Genomic DNA, 19,939 nt, shown 5'->3' on the forward strand with positions numbered 1-19,939 from the left:
TCAGGCCGGGCGTTTGCCGCTTTCAGACCCCACGGGTTTCACCGTGTGGCAGTAACAGGTAACAAGACATGGCAAAAGAATACAGCCGTACCCAGCGTATCGGCGATCAGATGCAGCGCGAGTTGGCCCAACTGATCCGCCGCGAAGTCAAAGACCCTCGTGTTGGCCTGGTCACCATCACCGCCGTTGAAGTGAGCCGTGACGTGGGTCACGCCAAGATCTTCATCACGGTGATGGGTGAGGACAGCAGCGAGGAAATCGCACAAAGCATCAAGGTGCTCAACGCTGCCGCGGGCTTCCTGCGCATGCAGTTGGCTCGCGAAATGAAGCTGCGCAGCGTGCCTCAGTTGCACTTCCACTACGACGAAAGCGTCGTGCGTGGTGCGCACCTGTCGGCGCTGATCGAGCGCGCCGTGGCTGAGGATAATCAGCACCCGTCCACACCTGAAGACGCCAAGGAGTAAGCGGTGGCTCAGGTCAAACGTATCCGTCGCAACGTCAGCGGCATCATTCTGCTCGACAAGCCCATTGGCTTTACCTCCAATGCCGCCTTGCAGAAGGTCCGCTGGCTGCTCAATGCCGAGAAAGCCGGGCACACCGGCAGCCTCGACCCACTGGCCACCGGCGTGTTGCCATTGTGCTTTGGTGAGGCCACCAAGTTCTCGCAATACCTGCTCGATTCCGACAAGGGTTACGAAACCCTGATGCAACTGGGCAAGACCACCACCACGGCCGATGCCGAAGGTGATGTTTTGCAGGTTCGCGACGTGACCGTTGGTCGTGCTGATATCGAGGCTGTCTTACCTGCTTTTCGTGGGCAAATCAGTCAGATACCGCCGATGTACTCGGCGCTCAAGCGGGATGGGCAGCCACTTTACAAGCTGGCACGTGCGGGCGAAGTAGTGGAGCGCGAACCGCGTTCTGTTACTATTGCGCGCTTGGAATTGCTCGCCTGTGAAGGCGACACCGCACGACTGGCAGTGGACTGCAGCAAAGGCACCTATATCCGTACCCTGGTGGAAGATATTGGTGAAAAGCTTGGTTGCGGTGCATACGTTGCAGAACTGCGACGCACCCAGGCCGGCCCTTTCAGCCTGGCCCAGACGGTTACGCTGGAGGAGTTGGAAGCGGTACATGCCGAAGGCGGTAATGAAGCGGTCGATCGCTTCCTGATGCCATCGGACAGCGGTTTGCTCGATTGGCCATTGCTGCACTTCTCGGAGCACAGCGCGTTCTACTGGCTCAACGGCCAGCCGGTACGCGCGCCGGATGCTCCGAAGTTCGGCATGGTGCGGGTACAGGATCATAACGGTCGCTTTATCGGTATCGGTGAAGTGAGCGAAGACGGGCGCATCGCGCCGCGTCGACTGATTCGGTCAGAATGACCGAACGAGGGTGGCTGTTAACAGGCATGGTCACTTCTCATTTTTAGATACAGGGATTTGTCCCTGGCCTGTTGAAACTGCCCTTTGGGTGGTTTCCTGAAAAAAGGATTGCCTCATGGCTCTCGACGTTCAAGAAAAAGCACAAATCGTAGCTGACTATCAGCAAGCTGTTGGTGACACTGGTTCGCCAGAAGTGCAAGTTGCACTGCTGACCCACAACATCAACAAGCTGCAAGGTCACTTCAAGGCCAACGGTAAAGATCACCACTCCCGTCGTGGTCTGATCCGCATGGTAAACCAGCGCCGTAAGCTGCTGGACTACCTGAAAGGCAAGGATCTGGGTCGTTATCAGGCTCTGATCGGTCGCCTGGGTCTGCGTCGCTAATCAGCGATTGCGCTAGAGGTTGGTTGTCTGCCGTGTGTCAGTGGAGTTTCCGCTGGCCCATGGCAGGCTCCCAGCCTCAAGTTTTATCTGGATACACGTTTTACCCCTGGACAAGGGTTGGGCCGATTCCCGACATTGCCCAAGAATTTCGCAAGAAGACAAGTTCCCCAAGAGCCACAAAGAAGGTAGGACACCGTGAACCCGGTTATCAAAAAATTCCAGTTCGGTCAGTCGACCGTTACCCTCGAGACAGGCCGTATCGCCCGTCAAGCTTCCGGCGCAGTGCTGGTTACCGTTGACGACGACGTCACCGTATTGGTGACCGTTGTAGGTGCCAAACAAGCCGATCCAGGCAAGGGCTTTTTCCCTCTGTCTGTTCACTACCAGGAAAAAACTTACGCAGCCGGTAAGATCCCTGGCGGTTTCTTCAAGCGCGAAGGTCGTCCTTCCGAGAAAGAAACCCTGACTTCCCGACTGATCGACCGTCCGATCCGTCCGCTGTTCCCAGAAGGTTTCATGAACGAAGTGCAGGTTGTCTGCACCGTCGTTTCCACCAGCAAGAAGACCGATCCGGACATCGCTGCGATGATCGGTACCTCGGCTGCCCTGGCCATCTCCGGTATTCCTTTCGATGGCCCGATCGGCGCTGCTCGCGTGGCTTTCCACGAAAGCACCGGCTACCTGCTGAACCCGACTTACGAGCAACTGAAAGCTTCGAGCCTGGACATGGTCGTTGCCGGTACCTCGGAAGCCGTACTGATGGTTGAATCGGAAGCCAAAGAGCTGACCGAAGACCAGATGCTGGGCGCGGTACTGTTCGCTCACGACGAGTTCCAGGTTGTGATCAACGCCGTCAAAGAACTGGCTGCCGAAGCCGCCAAGCCAACCTGGGCCTGGGCTCCGCAAGCCGAAGCCACCGAACTGCTGGGCGCGATCCGTGCCGAGTTCGGCGAAGCGATCTCCCAGGCCTACACCATCACCGTCAAGGCCGACCGTTACGCTCGCCTGGGCGAGCTGAAGGATCAGGTCGTTGCCAAGCTGTCCGGCGAAGAAGGCCAGCCTTCTGCCAGCGACGTCAAGGCAGCGTTCGGCGAAATCGAATACCGCACCGTTCGCGAAAACATCGTTAACGGCAAGCCACGTATCGACGGTCGCGACACCCGCACCGTACGTCCGCTGAACATTGAAGTCGGCGTTCTGCCGAAGACTCACGGTTCCGCGCTGTTCACCCGTGGCGAAACCCAGGCCCTGGTCGTTGCGACCCTGGGTACTGCCCGTGACGCACAACTGCTGGACACTCTGGAAGGCGAGAAAAAAGACCCGTTCATGCTGCACTACAACTTCCCTCCGTTCTCGGTGGGCGAGTGCGGTCGCATGGGCGGTGCTGGTCGTCGTGAAATCGGCCACGGCCGTCTGGCCCGTCGTTCGGTTCAGGCCATGCTGCCAGCTGCCGACGTGTTCCCGTACACCATCCGTGTGGTGTCGGAAATCACTGAGTCCAACGGTTCCAGCTCCATGGCTTCGGTCTGCGGTGCTTCCCTGGCACTGATGGACGCTGGTGTACCGATGAAGGCACCGGTTGCCGGTATCGCCATGGGTCTGGTTAAAGAAGGCGAGAAGTTCGCCGTCCTGACCGACATCCTGGGTGACGAAGACCACCTGGGCGACATGGACTTCAAAGTAGCCGGTACCGCCAAAGGTGTGACCGCGCTGCAGATGGACATCAAGATCAAGGGCATCACCGAAGAGATCATGGAAATCGCCCTGGGCCAAGCCCTGGAAGCGCGCCTGAACATCCTCGGTCAAATGAACCAGATCATTGGTCAGTCCCGCACTGAACTGTCGGAAAATGCTCCGACCATGATCGCGATGAAAATCGACACCGACAAAATCCGTGATGTCATCGGTAAAGGCGGCGCGACCATCCGTGCGATCTGTGAAGAGACCAAGGCTTCGATCGATATCGAAGACGACGGTTCGATCAAGATCTTCGGCGAAACCAAGGAAGCTGCAGAAGCGGCGCGTCAGCGCGTTCTGGGCATCACTGCCGAAGCCGAGATCGGCAAGATCTACGTCGGTAAGGTTGAGCGCATCGTCGACTTCGGCGCATTCGTCAACATCCTGCCGGGCAAAGACGGTCTGGTACACATCTCCATGCTGAGCGATGCTCGTGTTGAGAAAGTGACCGACATTCTGAAAGAAGGCCAGGAAGTGGAAGTGCTGGTACTGGACGTGGACAACCGCGGCCGTATCAAGCTCTCCATCAAAGACGTAGCAGCAGCCAAGGCTTCGGGCGTTTAATTACCCGCAGGCTTCACGCTGAAAAAGGACTCTTCGGAGTCCTTTTTTATGGGCGCGGGAAAATCCCGAAAAATCAGGCGCTTAATCCAATCTCAAAAGCCGCAACTTGCATGCAGGCACGACCCGCTTCATGCAAGTTGCACGATTACGAAAAAATGGATATTTGTTAACTTGTTGTTTTTAAAGGATTTATATCGAAAATTCGAGTTGGCACACTGCCTGCAATATCCCTGTTAACGCTGCAGCATCAAGGTCCACACGCTGCAGACTTTTAATAAAACAGGAGTTACTCGTATGAAGAAGTTCGCTCTCGCTACTGCTACCGCTCTGACGCTGGCTATGACCAACGTTGCTTTCGCTCAAACTTCTCAAGCGCCGATGACACTGGCTGCTGGCGAAGTCACTAAGGCCAAGGAGTCCACTTCGGATACCTGGATCACCACCAAAGTCAAAGCTGACCTGCTGACTGAAAAAGGCATCCCCGGTTCGGACATCAAGGTTGAGACCAACAAAGGTGTGGTTTCCCTGTCGTCGACTGTTGCCATCTCTGACTCGCAGAAAGCGACCGCTGTAGCGATCACCAAGAAAATCAAAGGCGTGACTGCCGTTTCGGCTGATGGCCTGATGGCTGGTGGCGCTACCAAGGCCGACAATATCGACAAAACCAAGAGCGCAGCCGCTGATGCAAAAGGCGCAACCAGCGACACTTGGATCACCACCAAAGTGAAAGCTGACTTGCTCACCGAGAAAGGTATTCCTGGTACCGACATCAAAGTCGAAACCAACAAGGGCGTAGTTTCCCTGTCGTCGAGCGTCGCAGTGACTGACGCTCAGAAAGCCACTGCTGTAGCGATCACCAAGAAAATCAAAGGCGTGCGAGCTGTATCGGCCGATGGTCTGAAAGCAGAGTAACGCTTGATCGATCGTCTGAACTAGGCGGCGGCGACGAGTGAGTCAGATATCCACTCAATGCACCTCACGGGTTCATGCGAACGGCCACAAGGAAGTGGTCATTACAGGCCCCGGCATTCGTGTCGGGGCCTGTTCTATTGTGGAGGGTTACTCGGCATCCAGGTGCATCTGTGTGATCACCCGACCGTCTTTCTCGGCCTGGCCGAGATTGGCGTCGATGAAGTACACGCGGTCGTCTTCCAGTTGTCCTTTGTCTACCAGGTAATCCTTGATGGTACTGGCCCGGTCCTGACCCAGTTGGCGTAGCAGCACATCACTGCTGCTCCAGAACTTGATCAGGCCGTCCTTCAGCTTAGCTGTGCGCTCGTCGCCGCCGAGGTCTTTCCATTCCGCCGGTTGCTGCTGTTTCAGGCGAGTGCGGTAGATACCTTCGAGCAGTGGGGCTTTCTCGCTTTCCGGAACTACCAGCAGGGAAGCCTGGGCCGGAACCTTCTCGCCGCGACGCTGAAGCATCTTGTAGTAGTTGTACTGGTATTCGCGCTCCAGCCGCTCTTGAGCCAGGAAAGGGCCGTCACTGCTGGCCGCTGCTGTTCCTTCGATTTCCAGACGCAGGTTCGGGCGTTCCTTGAGCGCCTTGGCCAGGGTGTTCAGTGCGCCCTCGGCTTCTTTGCTTAATTCGTTGGAGCCCGGCGCGAACGAGACGTTACCCAGGTCTTCCGACCCTCCACCGCTGATCAAGCCACCGATGAATTTGAACGGAGCTGACGCGGCGCGCACCACCAGGTTTCGCAAGGTCTGCCATACGATTGGCATGACGCTGAATTGTGGGTTGTTCAGGTCACCGCTTATGGGGAGTTCGATGGAAATCCTGCCATCGCTGTCTTTAAGGAGCGCAATCGCCAGGCGAATCGGCAAATCAACGGCATCGGCGCTGTCGACTTTCTCACCCAGTTGCAATTGTTCGACCACTACTTTGTTTTCCGCCTTCAACTGGCCCTTGGTGATCACGTAATGCAAGTCGAGGTTCAGGCGGCCCTTACGGATACGAAAGCCCGCGAATTTGCCCGAGTAAGGTGTGAGGGTGGTCAGTTCGACGCGTTTGAAGCTGGTGGCGATATCCAGCGCCGCGATCGGATCGAAGGGGTTTACGCTGCCTTTGATGGTGACGGGCGCGTAGCGGTCCACCTTACCCTTGATGTCGACGCTGGCCGGTTTGGCCTGGCGGCTGTCAATGGTGCCGATCTGCCCGTTGAGCTGTTGAATTGCAGTGGCGAAGTTGGGCGTGAGGCTGAAATCGGCAAAGTTGGCCGAACCGTCGTTGATCGCAATTTGCCCGATATGAATACCCAGAGGCTTTTCTTTGCTGGCCGGTTTTGGCGCTGACTTGGCGCCGCTGTTCGCCGGCTGTGGAATCAGCAGGTCGTCAACGTTGGTGGTGCGGTCATCGTTGATCATGAAGCGCACGTAGGGCTGCAGCAGGTTGACCTTGTCGATCGACAGGCTTTCGCCGTGCTGGTAGTTCACGCCCTCCAGCACCAGGCGCTGCCACTTGAGGAAGTCGCGGGTCTTGAGCGTGTCCAGGGTATGCAGTTGCTCAACCTGAGCACGGCCAGTGATCTGCAGCTTCAGCGGATCAGCGCTTTTCAGGTTCACATCCAGATTGCTGCCGAGCATACCGCTACGCAGTTCCAGGCGAATGAAGGGGCTGATGTAGGACTGGGCGACCCGCAGGTCAATATCCTGGGTGTTCACTTTCAGCTTGGCGCTGACCGGGTTGAGGTTGACCTCGCCGGCAGCCTGGATCTTGCCCTGCTTGCCCAGGCCGCTGTCGACCTTCAGGGTAAAGGGGCTCTGGTTGAGGCTGTCGAAGTTTTGCACATCGATATTCAGCGGGCCCAGTTCCAGTGCCACGGCCGGTTTGGCCTGGCGGTCGGCCAGGTGCACCTGATAATTGCGCAGTTGCACATCCTTGAGCAGCACTTGCCAGGGTTTGCTCGGCGCTGCCGGATCAGCCTTTGGCGAATCGGCGGTGGCCGGAGCCTTGGCGGGTTCGGGCGCCTTGCTTGGTTTGCTCGGTTGGCTGGCGAACAGTTTCTGCCAGTCCAGTTGCCCGTCCGCTTCCCGGGCAGCCCAGGTTTCCAGTTTGTTGCTGCGGATTTTGCCGATCACGACCTGTTGTTTGGCCAGGTCTACGGTGGTCTCGCTGACGTCCAGTCGCTCGAGGCGCACCAGTGGACGGCCATCGGGTGCCTTGATCGCAAACGGTGCGATGCTGGCGGCGGTGTTGGTCAGGTTCAGCTCGGTCTCTTTGGCCAGGCTGAACTTATATTCGGTACTGAAGTTGAGCACACCGTCTTCAAGCACCAGTGGCAGTGCTTCACGCACATACGGCCACCAGGCTTTCATCTTGCCGTCGGTGACTTTCAACGTACCTTGGGAGGTGATCGGCACCAGGCTGAAATTGCCTTTCCAGTCGATTTGCCCGCCTTCGGGGCCCGCCGCCACCAGGGTCATGTCGGCATTGTCCTCAGGCAACGTGCTGAGATTTTTCAGCTCGAAGTCGAGTTTGTCGTAGAGGAATTCAATCGGTTCGCTGGGGCGCAAGTCTTCGAAGTGCACGTAACCGCCGGCCAGCTTGATGCTGTCGATACGCAACGGGAACGGCTTGGCGTCGGGATTGGCCGGGGTTGGCTCGCTGGGCGGCAGCTTGAACAGTTGCGCCAGATTCAACTGGCCGGACTTGTCGAACAGCAGCTCGGTCTTGGGCTTGTCCAATTGCACATCGGCCAGGTGCAGCGCGCGCGTCCACAGGCTGTCGATCTGCAGGTTGGCGTAGAGACGCTCGAAAGCCACTTGTTCCTTGCCGGGTTCGCCGATCTTCAGGCCCCATGCCGTGACTTCCAGGCTGAACGGGTTGAGTTCGATGCGTTCGATCCGCGCCGGCAGCGTGGCGTAATTGGCCAGTTGTTGGTTGGCAATACGAAGGGCAATGCCCGGCAGAATCAGAAAGCCCAGCAAGCTGTACAGTGCAAGGGCGGTCAATAGGGCGCCAGCGGCGCGAAGCAATCCTTTGGGCATGGGGGCGGCGTCATCTATGTCGAACGGGTGTGCCTTGGAGTATGGCACGGGTTTTCGGTTCCGAAGAGCCACCCCTTTTGAGATAAGTCCTATAACTGCAGGATCAGCGTCTTCAGGGGGGGCTGTTGGTCTTGCGAAGGAAAGTCGGCGCCTGGCGCCATGATCTGCCATTCGCGTACCGGTCGGCCGGCTTTCTCGGCGCAACGCAGCACTTGCTCACGCCAATCATCCATGCTCACTTTTGCCAGGTTGTTACAGCAGATCAGGACGCCGTTATCGGCGGTTGCCAGCAATGCCGGCTTGAGCAGGCTCTGATAGTCACGTAACAGGTCGACGGTGCCGAAGGCGCTCTTGGCCCAGGCGGGCGGGTCAAGCAGCACCAGGTCGTATTGACGTTGTTCCAGGCGTGGATAGCTCGGCAGTTTTTGCCCGCGTCGCTGGCTGATCGGCAGGCCGGCCAGTTGGCGAATGGCCGGGAAATAATCGGACTGCACAAAATCCATGGCGGGCAATTGCGGATTGAGCACGCCGTTCTCACGGCCGACCGCCAGGTTGCCTTCGGCAAAATCCAGGTTGCACACCTCGCGTGCCCCGCCGGCGGCCGCGCTCAGGCCCACGCCGCAGGTGTAGGCGAACAGGTTCAGCACGCTTTTGCCGGCACTGTGGTCCTTGACCCAGCCACGGGTGTTGCGCAGGTCGAGGAACAACAGAGGGTCCTGCCCGGCGTGTCGCCCACGCACGCGGTAGTTAAGGCCCCATTCGTGACCGACCATATCCTCCAGCGCAGCCGGTTCGGCGCGGTATACCGTGTCTTCTCGGTCGATTCGTGAGTTGCCACGGGAACGGTCGTTGTACACCAGCAGCAGCTCCAGGCCCAGGCATCGGTCGACCTGTCGATGCAGGTCCAGCAGGTCAGCGGCTTCCAGGCTCTGGTGGAAGCTCTGCACCAGCAGTTGCGGACCGTAGCGGTCGATGGTCAGGCCGCCTGCGCCTTCCTGGCTGCCGTGGAACAGCCGATAGCAATCGGTGCCTTGGGTGTGCAGCTCGTTGATCAGGTCTTGGCGTTGATCGAGGGCGGCGCGCAGCGCCTGGTTCAAAGAAGACATGGAGCGCGCCTTGCTGGGTCAATGTGGGCGCGGAGTTTAGCAGTTATGGGCCGCCGCCTACATCAGCCCCATCCGCCGATGGGCACGTTGCACCGAGCCATTGCGCATGGCCCAGCGCAGCAACGGGGCACTGCGCTTGACCCCGGCGCGGATGATCTGGCGTTGCAGCGGGCTCTGGTGTTGCTCGAGCAGGGCGCTGGCCCACTCTGGCAGCAGGTCAATTGCAGCTTGCATCATCAGGGCGCCAAACGGCTTGGCCATGGGGCTGGGGGCGGGCGCATTGAGCAGCAGGCGCAGCACCTCACGGCTGCGCTCGTCGCACAGTAGTTGCGGACGAATGCGCGCGAGGTAATCCGATACTTCCTGCCGTGAACGCGGAACATGTTGCGCGCCGAGCCTCTCGGCAACCAGGGCGATCTCACTGTAGTAACGATCCTGGTCCTCCCCCGAGAGGTGCGGGTTGCGATAACGCAGGTGGGCGGCGAGGAAATTGCTGACCTCCGCCACATGCACCCAGGTCAGTAGCTCTGGATCGCTGGCCGCGTAAGGTCGGCCATCCGGCGCATGACCCACCACTTGCAGGTGAATGGTGCGTACTTTTTCGATCAGCCATTCGGCATCCTTGCGCGAGCCGAAGGTGGTACCGGAGATGAACTGCGAGGTGCGCCGCAGACGCCCAAGCATGTCCTGGCGAAAATTCGAATGGTCCCACACACCGGCAAGGGCCAGTGGATGCAGGGCTTGCAGCATCAAGGCGCTGATGCCGCCGATGAGCATGCTGCTGAAATCGCCATGGACCTGCCAACTGATCGAGTCCGGCCCGAACAGGCCTGGCTCGCCCTTGGGGTTTTCCAGGTCCAACTGACCCAGTGACAGGCCCGTGAGGCTCATCAGTTGGGTTTCGATACGGCTGCGGATAAATTCCATGGCGACTTGAGGGGTTCCTAGCGGTTAAGGCGTTTGTCGATCAGGCCATCGACCACGCTCGGGTCGGCCAGCGTCGAGGTATCGCCGAGGCTGTCCAGTTCGTTGCAGGCGATCTTGCGCAAAATCCGCCGCATGATCTTGCCGGAGCGGGTTTTCGGCAAGGCGGGTGCCCATTGGATCAGTTCCGGCTTGGCAAAGCTGCCGATTTCCTGGCTGACCAACTCCAGCAGGTGCTTTTTCAGTGCATCGCTGGGCTCGACCCCATTCATGGGCGTGACGAACGCATAGATACCCTGGCCTTTGACGTCATGGGGGTAACCCACTACGGCGGCTTCCGCGACCTGATCATGCAGCACCAGGGCGCTCTCCACCTCGGCAGTACCGATACGGTGGCCGGACACGTTGATCACATCGTCGATGCGCCCGGTGATCCAGTAATCGCCGTCTTCATCGCGACGCGCGCCGTCACCGGTGAAGTAATAGCCGGGGTAGGGTTTGAAATAGGTGTCGACCATGCGCTGCGGATCGCCATAGACACTGCGGATCTGTCCCGGCCAGCTGGCTTTGATCGCCAATACGCCGCTGCCGGCGCCGTTGAACGCCTTGCCGTGTTCATCCAGCAGCACGGGTTGTACGCCAAACATCGGTTGGGTCGCGCAACCGGGCTTGATCCGCTGGGCGCTGACCAGCGGGCTGAGCATGATGCCGCCGGTTTCGGTCTGCCACCAGGTATCCACGATCGGGCAGCGTTGTTCACCGACCGCGTTGAAGTACCAGTCCCAGGCTTCGGGGTTGATCGGTTCGCCGACGCTGCCGAGCAGGCGCAGGCTGGCGCGGGATGTATTCTCCAGCGGCCTATGGCCCTCACGCATCAAGGCGCGCAAGGCGGTTGGCGCGGTGTAGAAGATGTTGACCTTGTGCTTGTCGATGACCTGCCAGAAGCGCGAGCTGTCCGGGTAACTCGGCACGCCCTCGAACATCAACGAGGTTGCGCCATTGGCCAGCGGACCGTACACGATGTAGCTGTGGCCGGTGACCCAGCCCACGTCGGCGGTGCACCAGAACACCTCGCCGTCACGGTAGTCGAGCACATACTTGAAGGTCATCGCCGCTTGCAGCAGGTAGCCGCCGGTGGTGTGCAGCACGCCCTTGGGTTTGCCGGTGCTGCCGGAGGTGTAGAGGATGAACAGCGGGTCTTCGGCGTCCATCGGCTCGGGTGGGCAATCGTCGCTGGCTGCATTCAGCGCCTGTTGATAGTTGAGGTCGCGGCCTTCGTTCCAGTTCACGGCCGCGCCGGTGCGTTCAACCACCACCACAGTGCTGACGTTCGGGCAACTGGCCAAGGCTTTGTCGACATTCTGCTTGAGTGCCACGGCCTTGCCGCCGCGCACGCCTTCGTCGGCCGTGATCACGGTGCGGCAGTCGGCATCCAGGATCCGGTCGCGCAGAGCGTCCGGCGAGAAGCCGCCGAACACTACCGAATGCACCGCGCCAATTCGTGTGCAGGCCAGCATGGCGTAGGCCGCTTCCGGGATCATCGGCATGTAGATACACACGCGGTCGCCTTTTTTCACGCCACGGCTTTTCAGCACATTGGCCAGGCGGCTGACGTTCTGGTGCAGTTGGCGGTAGGTGATTTTGGCGGACTTTGTCGGATCATCGCCCTCCCAGATAAAGGCCGGCTGATCGGCGCGCTGGGTCAGGTGACGGTCGATGCAGTTGTAGCTGACGTTCAATTGGCCGCCGGCAAACCACTGGGCGGTGCCGGTCTTGATGTCTGAATGCTGGACGGTGTGCCAGGGTGTTATCCAGTCGAGAAAGCGTTTGGCCTGTTCAGCCCAGAAAGTGTCCGGTTGTTCGATGGATTGGCGATAGAGACGCTGGTAGTCGTCTTGACTGAGTTGTGCAGCCCGGCGGACGGCATCGGCGATGGGGAATCTGCTGATATCGAACATGAGCGGTCCTTATTCTTGTTTTCGGGACAAGTCATAAAGATGCACGCAGTAGGAGGAGGGTTCAAGGCCAACGTCCAAACGGACGTTGGCCTTGTTGTGCCTGGATCAGCCGCGGTGACGACCGCGGAAGTAGTTGATCAGGCCCTGGGTCGAAGCATCCTCGGCGGAGGCTTCTTCGGCCCCGGTCAGGCGGTTGTACACGCCTTTGCCCAGTTCTTTGCCCAGCTCAACGCCCCATTGGTCGAAGGCATTGATGCCCCAGATCACGCTCTGTACGAACACCTTGTGCTCATACATGGCCACCAGTGCGCCCAGACGACGCGGGCTGATGCGCTCGACCACGAGGGTGTTGCTTGGGCGGTTGCCCGGAATGACCTTGTGCGGCGCCAACTTCTGCACCTGGTCTTCCGGCAGGCCTTTGTCGCGCAGTTCGCTTTCGGCTTCGCCACGGGTCTTGCCGAGCATCAGCGCCTGGCTCTGGGACAGGCAGTTGGCGTACAGCCATTGATGGTGATCGGACACCGGGTTGAAGCTGACGATCGGCACGATGAAGTCGGCCGGAATCAGCTGGGTCCCTTGGTGCAGCAACTGGTGATACGCGTGCTGACCGTTGCAGCCCACGCCGCCCCAGATCACCGGGCCGGTATCGGTGGACACGGGCGTGCCGTCCTGGCGCACGCTCTTGCCGTTGGATTCCATGTCCAACTGTTGCAAGTGTTTGGTGATGTTACGCAGGTAGTGGTCGTAGGGCAGGATCGCATGGCTCTGCGCACCCCAGAAGTTGCCATACCACACGCCCAGCAGGCCGAGCAGAACCGGCATGTTCTGTTCGAATGGGGCGTTCTGGAAATGCTGGTCCATGGTGTAGGCACCGGACAGCAGTTCCTTGAAGTTGGACATGCCGATGGCCAGGGCGATGGGCAAACCGATGGCCGACCACAGCGAGTAACGACCGCCGACCCAGTCCCACATCGGGAAGATATTTTCTTCGCGGATGCCGAAGGCCACGGCTGCCGCGTTGTTGCTCGACACGGCGATGAAGTGACGGTACAGCTCGGCTTCCGAGCCACCCTGGGCCAGGTACCAGGCGCGGGCGGCCTGGGCGTTTTTCAGGGTTTCGAGGGTGTTGAAGGATTTCGACGAGACGATGAACAGCGTGGTCTCGGCGCGCAGTTTCATAGTCAGTTCGTGGAACTCGCTGCCGTCGATATTCGCCAGGTAGTGGCAGCGCACGCCTTTATGGGCGTAGGCCAACAGCGCTTCGGAGACCAGCTCCGGGCCGAGGAACGAGCCACCGATGCCGATGTTCACCACGTCGGTGATTGGCTTTTCGGTGTAGCCACGCCACAGGCCGTCGTGGATGCGGCCTACGAGGTCGGTGATCTGGTTCAGCACCTTGTGGACGTCCGGCATGATGTTCACGCCGTTGACCGACAACTTGTCGCCGACGGGACGGCGCAGCGCGGTATGCAGGGCCGGGCGACCCTCGGAGGAGTTCACCGGTTCGCCGGCATACAGCGCGTCGATCGCCGCTTTAAGGTCGACTTCCTTGGCCAGGTTCACGAGCAGGTCGCGGGTTTCGCGGGTGATCAGGTTTTTCGAGTAATCGAGGAAAAGTCCGCAGCTGCTCAAGGTGAATTGGGAAAAACGCTGAGGATCGGCAGTGAACGCTTCGCGCATGCTGAAATCCTGCATGGCTTGGCGATGTTGATTGAGCGCTTGCCAGGCGGGCAGAGCGGTAACGTCATGAGGGGTGCGGTAGTACGCCATCGCTGCGGGTTTCCTTTTATTACGGGGACTGCCTTTAGGACACTTCAAAGCCCGAAACATCCAGTCTTTCATCAAGCAATGGGTTCCGGATAGCGCTAACCATAGCGCAGGGCGAATACATTAAACCTAGCGTGTCGATATGTCTTGGCTTTGTCTGCGCTGTGGCCGGTACTTTTTTGTACCGGCGCATCAGGCTGGGCAACGGGCGGGGGTCAGGCGAGGTTCAAATGCAGGTTGTCGATCAGGCGTGTCGCGCCCAGATAGGCGGCCACCAAGATGACCACATCGCGGTCCTCGGCCGTGGCCGGGCGCAGGTTTACGCCCTGGCGCACTTCGAGGTAATCCAGGCGCAACCCGGCGGCTTCGATCTGCTGGACGTGTTCGGCGCGCAGCTTGGTGAAGTCGCGGTCACCGCCTTTGATGGCGGCGGCAATCTGACTCAGGCTGCGGTAGAGCACGGGCGCGATCGCGCGTTGTTCCTGGGTGAGATAACCGTTGCGCGATGACAGCGCGAGGCCGTCCTCGGCGCGGACGGTGGGCTCACCGATGATCTGGATCGGCATGTTCAGGTCATGGACCATGGCGCGAATCACCGCCAGTTGCTGGTAATCCTTCTGGCCAAACACGGCCATGTCCGGCTGGACCATGTTGAACAATTTGGTGACCACCGTGGCGACGCCATCAAAGTGCCCGGGACGGCTGGCGCCGCATAGGCCTTCGGATAGCTGCGGGACGCTGACGCGGGTCTGGCCGGTCATTCCGCCGGGGTACATCTCTTCGACGGTGGGCGCAAACAGCAGGTTGCAGCCGGCCTGCAGGAGCTTTTCCTGGTCGGCGGCGAGGGTGCGGGGGTACTTGTCCAAGTCTTCGCCCGCGCCGAACTGCAGCGGGTTGACGAAGATGCTGGCAACCACGAAGTCCGCCTGCTGCGCCGCCTTGGCCACCAGGGTCGCGTGGCCGCTGTGCAGGTTGCCCATGGTGGGCACAAAGCCGATGCGTTTACCGGCACTGCGGGCATGGGCGACAGCGGCCCGCAGTTCACGTACGGTTTTTACGGTGTTCATGCAGAGAATCCGTGTTCGGCGCCGGGGAAGGTCACGCCTTTGACTTCGGCGACATAGGCGCTCAGCGCCGCGTGGATACTGTCCTGGCCAGCCATGAAGTTCTTCACGAACTTGGGCACGCGACCGGTCATCGACAGGCCGAGCATGTCGTGCAGCACCAGGACCTGGCCGTCGGTGGCCGACCCGGCACCAATGCCGATCACGGGCACTTTGACCGCATGGGTGATTTCCGCGGCCAGTTCGCTGGGCACGCATTCGAGCAGGATCATTGCCGCGCCGGCTTGTTCAAGGGCGATGGCATCGGCACGCATCTGGCGCGCCTGGGCTTCGTTGCGGCCTTGGACTTTATAGCCTCCAAGGATGTTCACGGACTGCGGCGTCAAGCCCATGTGCGCACACACCGGCACACCACGTTCAGCCAGCATGCGGATCGACTCGGCGAGCCAGGCGGCCCCTTCGATCTTGACCATGTGCGCTCCGGCTTGCATCAATTTCCCGGCGTTCTGGAAGGTCTGTTCGACGGTGGCGTACCCCATGAACGGCAGGTCCGCGATGATGAAGGCCCCATCGTTACCGCGCTTGACGCTGGCGGTATGGTAGGCGAGTTCATCGGTGGTGACGGGCAGTGTGCTGTCATTCCCTTGAAGAACCATGCCCAGGGAGTCGCCCACCAGCAACACTTCAACCCCGGCCTGGCAACTGGCGTGGGCGAAGGTGGCGTCATAGCAGGTCAGCATGGCGATTTTTTCACCCTTGAGCTTGAGGCTCTGCAAGGTGGTCAGGGTAATGTCTGGCATGAAAAGGGTCCTCGTTCAGGCGCTTGGAAACAGCGAGTAACGCGCGTGAGTCTTCGTTTATACAGGCGCACTGTCTTGAGAGCAGTGCTTATAAGGCCTGGATTGCGCCCTTTAGCGCCGCGTTGGCGGCAGCGGGACGCCTATAGTCGTGAGGAGGACACGGGAAGTCAATTGGATGTGTTACCGCGTTGTTACGAGGGGGGTGTTACCGCTGTTACTGATGCGATTCAGCAGGGTGAAGGCGCTCCAGGCCGACAAACGGGCACGTCGCCAGCAGGTCACTGAGGGGCTTGCCATCGGGTAGTCGCAGGGTCGGTGCCAGTTCAGCCAGGGGGTACAGCACAAAGGCCCGCAGATGCATCTGGTAATGGGGCACCTTGAGACGCGGCTCGTCGATCAGGCGATCGCCGAACAGGAGGATATCCAGATCCAGGGTGCGTGGGCCCCATCGTTCAAGTCGCTCGCGGCCTTGATCGTTTTCGATGCCTTGCAGTGCATCCAGCAATTGCAGCGGCGCCAGGCTGCTGTCCAGGGCCGCGACCGCATTGGTGTAGCGCGGTTGGCCGGGGAGCAGGGAGTCACTTTGATAGAAGGCCGAGACCCCAGCGACGGTGGTACCCGGCAATTGCGCCAGCGCTTCGATAGCGTTGCGCAATTGTCGCTGCGGGGCAGCCAGGTTGCTGCCCATGCCGATGTAGATACGTTCCACGGTTATTCGCCTGCGGCGCCTGGGGCATCGGTGGCGCTGCGTTTGCGCTTGCTGGTGCTGCGGCGGCGCTTTTTCGGGCCTTCGCTGGCGCCGTCGCCTTTGCTGCCAAGCTCGCGAATCATCTCGCGGCGCTCGCTGTCATTGGCGTCCTGATAGTCGGTCCACCATTCGCCCAGGCCGTCGGTCTGCTCGCCGGCGCTTTCACGCAGCAACAGGAAGTCGTAGCCGGCACGGAAGCGCGGGTTCTCCAGCAACAGGTCGGCGCGCTTGCCGCTGCGACGCGGCAGGCGTTCCTGCATGTCCCAGATCTCGCGGATCGGCATAGTGAAACGTTTCGGAATGGCGATGCGCTGGCACTGCTCGGTGATCAGCTCGTGAGCGGCTTCCTGCATGGCGGGAATCGGCGGCATGCCACGGTCTTGCAGGCGCAGTACGCGTTTGGGCAACGCCGGCCACAACAGGGCGGCAAACAGGAACGCCGGGGTTACCGGCTTGTTCTGCTTGATGCGCAGGTCGGTGTTGATCAACGCTTCGCTGATGAGGGTGTGGGTGTACGTCGGGTTGTATTCCAATGCCTCGGCGCTGGCCGGGAACAATGGATCGAACAACTGCAGGTCGACGAGCATCTCAAAGGTATCGGCTGCGTAACCCGAGAGGAACAGCTTGAGCACTTCCTCGAACAGGCGCGCCGAGGGGATTTCCCGCAGCATCGGCGCCAACTCGCGAATCGGCGCAGCGGTGTGCCTTTCGATGCCGAAGTTGAGCTTGGCAGCGAAGCGCACGGCTCGCAGCATACGCACCGGGTCTTCCTGGTAGCGCTGTGTCGGGTCGCCGATCAGGCGGATCAGGTTGTTACGGATATCGTGTACGCCATTGGCGTAATCGAGGATGCGCTCACTGACTGGGTCGTAATACAAGGCGTTGACGGTGAAGTCGCGGCGCTGCGCGTCTTCTTCCAGGGTGCCATAGACGTTGTCGCGCAGGATGCGCCCGCTTTCGTTGCGGGAAGACTGATTGGTGTCTTCCTCTTCATCGTTTTGCGGGTGACCGGCGCGGAAAGTCGCAACCTCGATGATTTCGCGGCCAAAGTGGATGTGCACGAGCTTGAAGCGGCGGCCGATGATGCGCGCATTGCGAAACTCGGCGCGTACTTGCTCGGGCGTTGCACTGGTGGCGACGTCGAAGTCCTTGGGCGTGATATTGAGCAACATGTCACGTACACACCCACCCACCAAGTAAGCCTGGTAGCCGGCGTTCTGCAAGCGTTCGACGATATTCACCGCATAACGGCTGAACTGAGCGCGTTGCAGCGAATGTTGGCTGCTGTTGAGCACTTCAGGCGTGCTGCGTTTTTGTTGCGTTCGACGCAAGGGAGAACGGAATGACTGGAACAACTTCTTCAGCATGGGATGCACTGTTTGAAGGAATGTTCGGCCATAACGAAGAATGACCGCATGATGGGCCGGGATTCTAGCATTTAGTCGGGGGATGGTGTAGGAACAAGCTTCAGGCCTTGCGCCATAAGCCTCAAAACGTCAAATACCGGAAACTACAAGGGGAGCCGAAGCTCCCCCAGAAGTAGTTGCGTGCTCTATTTTTATTATTGGTTTCGGGCTTCTTGTTTTTGTTGATCGCCCTCGCCATGAAGTATGACCTTCATGACACTCCCAATCGGGAGTCAAGAGCAAACGGATTGCTTTGGTCGCTGTGTTGCTGATCTACGATCCAACCAGTTCAGGCTCTGCCTTAGGGCAGTTTTTGTTGTTCTCGGCCTGGTTGCGGGGCAAGCCCCAAATGCAACGCCTCTCCAAAAGAATCAGTTAGCTGCGCCTCCGCCGTGTTGTTTTTATTGTGCGTGAGTCGATTCGTCTTATTTTTATTGTCTTGTACAAAGCTTGTTATTGTTTTTGTACTAAGCATATAGCAGGGTGCGTGCCAACTTTTGCGCCGCCCAGCAAAATCAGGGGTTTGGGGCGATTTCGGGTTTGTGATGGGCCAAAAAAAGCCGGGGCTTCGTTACCGTAAGCCCCGGCTTTTGTTACGCGAAAAATCAGCGGTAACAGTTTTTTCACGTCTGAGGGTGTTACCTCTGGGGGCGCACCCTCAACTCTCGCTGGCCACACCGGTCTTGCGTCGTGGAATGCCCAGGCGCTGGCGGCGTTCCCACAGGCATTTACGGCTTACGCCCAGTTTGCGTGCCAGTTCGGTCTCGGTCATGTGGTCCTGGTGCTCAAGGACAAAGTGCTGGAAGTAATCTTCCAGTGACAAATCTTCGGTCGGTTCATGGCTGGTATTGCTGGCGCCGCCCTGTTGCGGGGCGAGGCCGATGAAGTCGTCGTCCTCAAGGTCGCTGAGCTCGATATCGATGCCCAGCAGTTCGGCGGAAATCTCCGGGCTTTCCGACAGGATCACCGCACGCTCGACCGCATTCTCCAGCTCCCGTACGTTACCCGGCCAAGAGTAATGCCGAATCGCTTGCTCGGCATCGGGGGCAAACTTCAGGTCGGTACGGTTGATGCGCGCGCTCTGGCGCAGGAGGAACGCATTGGCGATCTCGTTGACGTCGGCACCACGCTCACGCAGGGCCGGCAGTTTCAGTGCGATCACATGCAGGCGGTAATACAAGTCTTCGCGGAACTGGCCGATCTTGGCCAGGCTCTTCAGGTCACGGTGGGTGGCCGCGATCAGGCGTACATCGACCTTTTGCGACTGCACCGAACCGACGCGGCGTATTTCGCCTTCCTGAAGCACACGCAGCAAGCGCGCCTGGGCTTCCAATGGCAATTCGCCGATTTCATCGAGGAACAATGTACCGCCATCCGCCGCTTCCACCAGGCCTGCACGCCCGGCACTGGCGCCGGTGAATGCGCCTTTCTCGTGGCCGAACAGTTCGGATTCGATCAAGGATTCGGGGATCGCTGCGCAGTTCACCGAGATCATCGGTGCCTTGGCGCGCTTGGACAGGTTGTGCAGGGCGCGGGCGACGAGTTCCTTACCGGTGCCTGACTCGCCCTGGATCAACACATTGGAGTCGGTGGGCGCCACTTTGCGGATCTTGCTGTACAGGTCCTGCATCGGTGGGCAGGAGCCGATGATGCCGATTTCGCCATTGCTGTTGTCCACGCCCGGCTTGTCGGCGCCCTTTGCGCTGGGGCGCTGTTCGACCGGTGCGCTGCTGGCCGACTGACGGTCCCGCAGGATACGGGCCACGGCCTGGAGCATTTCATCGTGGTCGAAAGGCTTGGCGATGTAGTCCACCGCGCCCATCTTCATGGAGTCCACTGCCGAGCGCAGGCTGGCGTAGCTGGTCATGATCAGCACCGGGGTGCCTTGACCAAGCTTGATCAACTCAGTGCCAGGCGCACCCGGCAGACGCAGGTCGCTGACAATCAGGTCGAACGTGGGAATGCTGAAACGCTCTTGGGCTTCCTGCACCGAGCCGGCTTCGCTGACCTGGTATTGGTTACGTTCAAGCAGGCGACGCAAGGCAGAGCGGATAATGGTTTCGTCTTCGACGATCAAAATGTGCGGCATTGATTCAATTCTCTCG

The 19,939-nt window shown here is 59.5% G+C and carries 15 protein-coding genes; 5 read left to right on the plus strand and 10 right to left on the minus strand.

The genetic code is table 11. The features are described from left to right. The first annotated feature begins 68 nt into the window (after positions 1-68). The 5 genes from rbfA (at position 69) to BLR63_RS27825 (ending at position 4,983) form a co-directional block, all read left to right on the plus strand. Positions 69-464 (plus strand): 30S ribosome-binding factor RbfA, encoded by a 396-nt coding sequence (gene rbfA, locus BLR63_RS27805; protein WP_010562681.1) that lies wholly within the window; start codon positions 69-71, stop codon positions 462-464. Between the two features lie 3 nt (positions 465-467). Beyond that, the gene (gene truB, locus BLR63_RS27810; protein WP_010562682.1) at positions 468-1,385 is read left to right on the plus strand and encodes a tRNA pseudouridine(55) synthase TruB; all 918 of its coding nucleotides are present in this window, start codon (positions 468-470) and stop codon (positions 1,383-1,385) included. A gap of 115 nt (positions 1,386-1,500) precedes the next feature. Beyond that, positions 1,501-1,770, plus strand: coding sequence for a 30S ribosomal protein S15 (gene rpsO, locus BLR63_RS27815; protein ID WP_003176135.1), 270 nt, complete (start codon positions 1,501-1,503; stop codon positions 1,768-1,770). Between the two features lie 195 nt (positions 1,771-1,965). Beyond that, a complete protein-coding gene (pnp, locus tag BLR63_RS27820; protein WP_010562683.1) occupies positions 1,966-4,071 on the plus strand; it encodes a polyribonucleotide nucleotidyltransferase in 2,106 nt (701 codons plus the stop codon). A gap of 294 nt (positions 4,072-4,365) precedes the next feature. Then, entirely contained in the window at positions 4,366-4,983 is a 618-nt protein-coding gene (locus BLR63_RS27825) for a BON domain-containing protein (RefSeq protein ID WP_010562684.1), read from the plus strand. 147 nt (positions 4,984-5,130) lie between these two features. Here BLR63_RS27825 and BLR63_RS27830 read toward each other — a convergent pair whose 3' ends face one another. From BLR63_RS27830 to BLR63_RS27875, 10 genes are all read right to left on the minus strand, one after another. After that, the gene (locus tag BLR63_RS27830; RefSeq protein WP_010562685.1) at positions 5,131-8,061 is read right to left on the minus strand and encodes a DUF748 domain-containing protein; all 2,931 of its coding nucleotides are present in this window, start codon (positions 8,059-8,061) and stop codon (positions 5,131-5,133) included. Between the two features lie 89 nt (positions 8,062-8,150). Continuing rightward, complete coding sequence (locus BLR63_RS27835; RefSeq protein ID WP_010562686.1) at positions 8,151-9,167, minus strand: class I SAM-dependent rRNA methyltransferase; 1,017 nt, start codon at positions 9,165-9,167, stop codon at positions 8,151-8,153. Between the two features lie 57 nt (positions 9,168-9,224). Further along, entirely contained in the window at positions 9,225-10,094 is an 870-nt protein-coding gene (locus BLR63_RS27840; RefSeq protein ID WP_010562687.1) for an oxygenase MpaB family protein, read from the minus strand. Between the two features lie 17 nt (positions 10,095-10,111). Further along, on the minus strand, positions 10,112-12,049 hold the full coding sequence (gene acs / locus BLR63_RS27845) for an acetate--CoA ligase (RefSeq protein ID WP_010562688.1): 1,938 nt from the start codon (positions 12,047-12,049) through the stop codon (positions 10,112-10,114). Positions 12,050-12,154: 105 nt separating this feature from the next. Then, positions 12,155-13,819: a glucose-6-phosphate isomerase gene (pgi, locus tag BLR63_RS27850; RefSeq protein ID WP_010562689.1), complete on the minus strand. Its 1,665-nt coding sequence runs from the start codon at positions 13,817-13,819 to the stop codon at positions 12,155-12,157. A 212-nt stretch (positions 13,820-14,031) separates the two neighbouring features. Next, positions 14,032-14,883 (minus strand): pantoate--beta-alanine ligase, encoded by an 852-nt coding sequence (panC, locus tag BLR63_RS27855; protein WP_010562690.1) that lies wholly within the window; start codon positions 14,881-14,883, stop codon positions 14,032-14,034. Then, the gene (gene panB, locus BLR63_RS27860) at positions 14,880-15,680 is read right to left on the minus strand and encodes a 3-methyl-2-oxobutanoate hydroxymethyltransferase (RefSeq protein ID WP_010562691.1); all 801 of its coding nucleotides are present in this window, start codon (positions 15,678-15,680) and stop codon (positions 14,880-14,882) included. Before panB ends, panC begins: the two co-directional genes overlap by 4 nt. A 214-nt stretch (positions 15,681-15,894) precedes the next feature. Then, the gene (gene folK / locus BLR63_RS27865; protein ID WP_042946332.1) at positions 15,895-16,389 is read right to left on the minus strand and encodes a 2-amino-4-hydroxy-6-hydroxymethyldihydropteridine diphosphokinase; all 495 of its coding nucleotides are present in this window, start codon (positions 16,387-16,389) and stop codon (positions 15,895-15,897) included. 2 nt (positions 16,390-16,391) lie between these two features. Beyond that, the gene (locus tag BLR63_RS27870; RefSeq protein ID WP_078835327.1) at positions 16,392-17,795 is read right to left on the minus strand and encodes a polynucleotide adenylyltransferase PcnB; all 1,404 of its coding nucleotides are present in this window, start codon (positions 17,793-17,795) and stop codon (positions 16,392-16,394) included. A 697-nt stretch (positions 17,796-18,492) separates the two neighbouring features. Beyond that, positions 18,493-19,923 carry a sigma-54-dependent transcriptional regulator gene (locus BLR63_RS27875; RefSeq protein WP_010562693.1) on the minus strand — a complete coding sequence of 477 codons (1,431 nt, stop codon included), beginning with the start codon at positions 19,921-19,923 and terminating at the stop codon, positions 18,493-18,495. Between the last annotated feature and the right edge of the window lie 16 nt (positions 19,924-19,939).

Source organism: Pseudomonas extremaustralis (assembly GCF_900102035.1).
In the GTDB taxonomy this organism is placed as follows: domain Bacteria; phylum Pseudomonadota; class Gammaproteobacteria; order Pseudomonadales; family Pseudomonadaceae; genus Aquipseudomonas; species Aquipseudomonas extremaustralis.

Excerpts from the sequence above, each read along its gene's own strand:
- rbfA (WP_010562681.1), top strand. The coding sequence starts at position 69 with ATGGCAAAAGAATACAGCCGTACCCAGCGTATCGGCGATCAGATGCAG.
- rpsO (WP_003176135.1), top strand. The coding sequence starts at position 1,501 with ATGGCTCTCGACGTTCAAGAAAAAGCACAAATCGTAGCTGACTATCAG.
- BLR63_RS27825 (WP_010562684.1), top strand. The coding sequence starts at position 4,366 with ATGAAGAAGTTCGCTCTCGCTACTGCTACCGCTCTGACGCTGGCTATG.
- BLR63_RS27830 (WP_010562685.1), bottom strand. The coding sequence starts at position 8,061 with ATGCCCAAAGGATTGCTTCGCGCCGCTGGCGCCCTATTGACCGCCCTT.
- BLR63_RS27835 (WP_010562686.1), bottom strand. The coding sequence starts at position 9,167 with ATGTCTTCTTTGAACCAGGCGCTGCGCGCCGCCCTCGATCAACGCCAA.
- BLR63_RS27840 (WP_010562687.1), bottom strand. The coding sequence starts at position 10,094 with ATGGAATTTATCCGCAGCCGTATCGAAACCCAACTGATGAGCCTCACG.
- acs (WP_010562688.1), bottom strand. The coding sequence starts at position 12,049 with ATGTTCGATATCAGCAGATTCCCCATCGCCGATGCCGTCCGCCGGGCT.
- pgi (WP_010562689.1), bottom strand. The coding sequence starts at position 13,819 with ATGGCGTACTACCGCACCCCTCATGACGTTACCGCTCTGCCCGCCTGG.
- panC (WP_010562690.1), bottom strand. The coding sequence starts at position 14,883 with ATGAACACCGTAAAAACCGTACGTGAACTGCGGGCCGCTGTCGCCCAT.
- panB (WP_010562691.1), bottom strand. The coding sequence starts at position 15,680 with ATGCCAGACATTACCCTGACCACCTTGCAGAGCCTCAAGCTCAAGGGT.
- BLR63_RS27870 (WP_078835327.1), bottom strand. The coding sequence starts at position 17,795 with ATGCTGAAGAAGTTGTTCCAGTCATTCCGTTCTCCCTTGCGTCGAACG.
- BLR63_RS27875 (WP_010562693.1), bottom strand. The coding sequence starts at position 19,923 with ATGCCGCACATTTTGATCGTCGAAGACGAAACCATTATCCGCTCTGCC.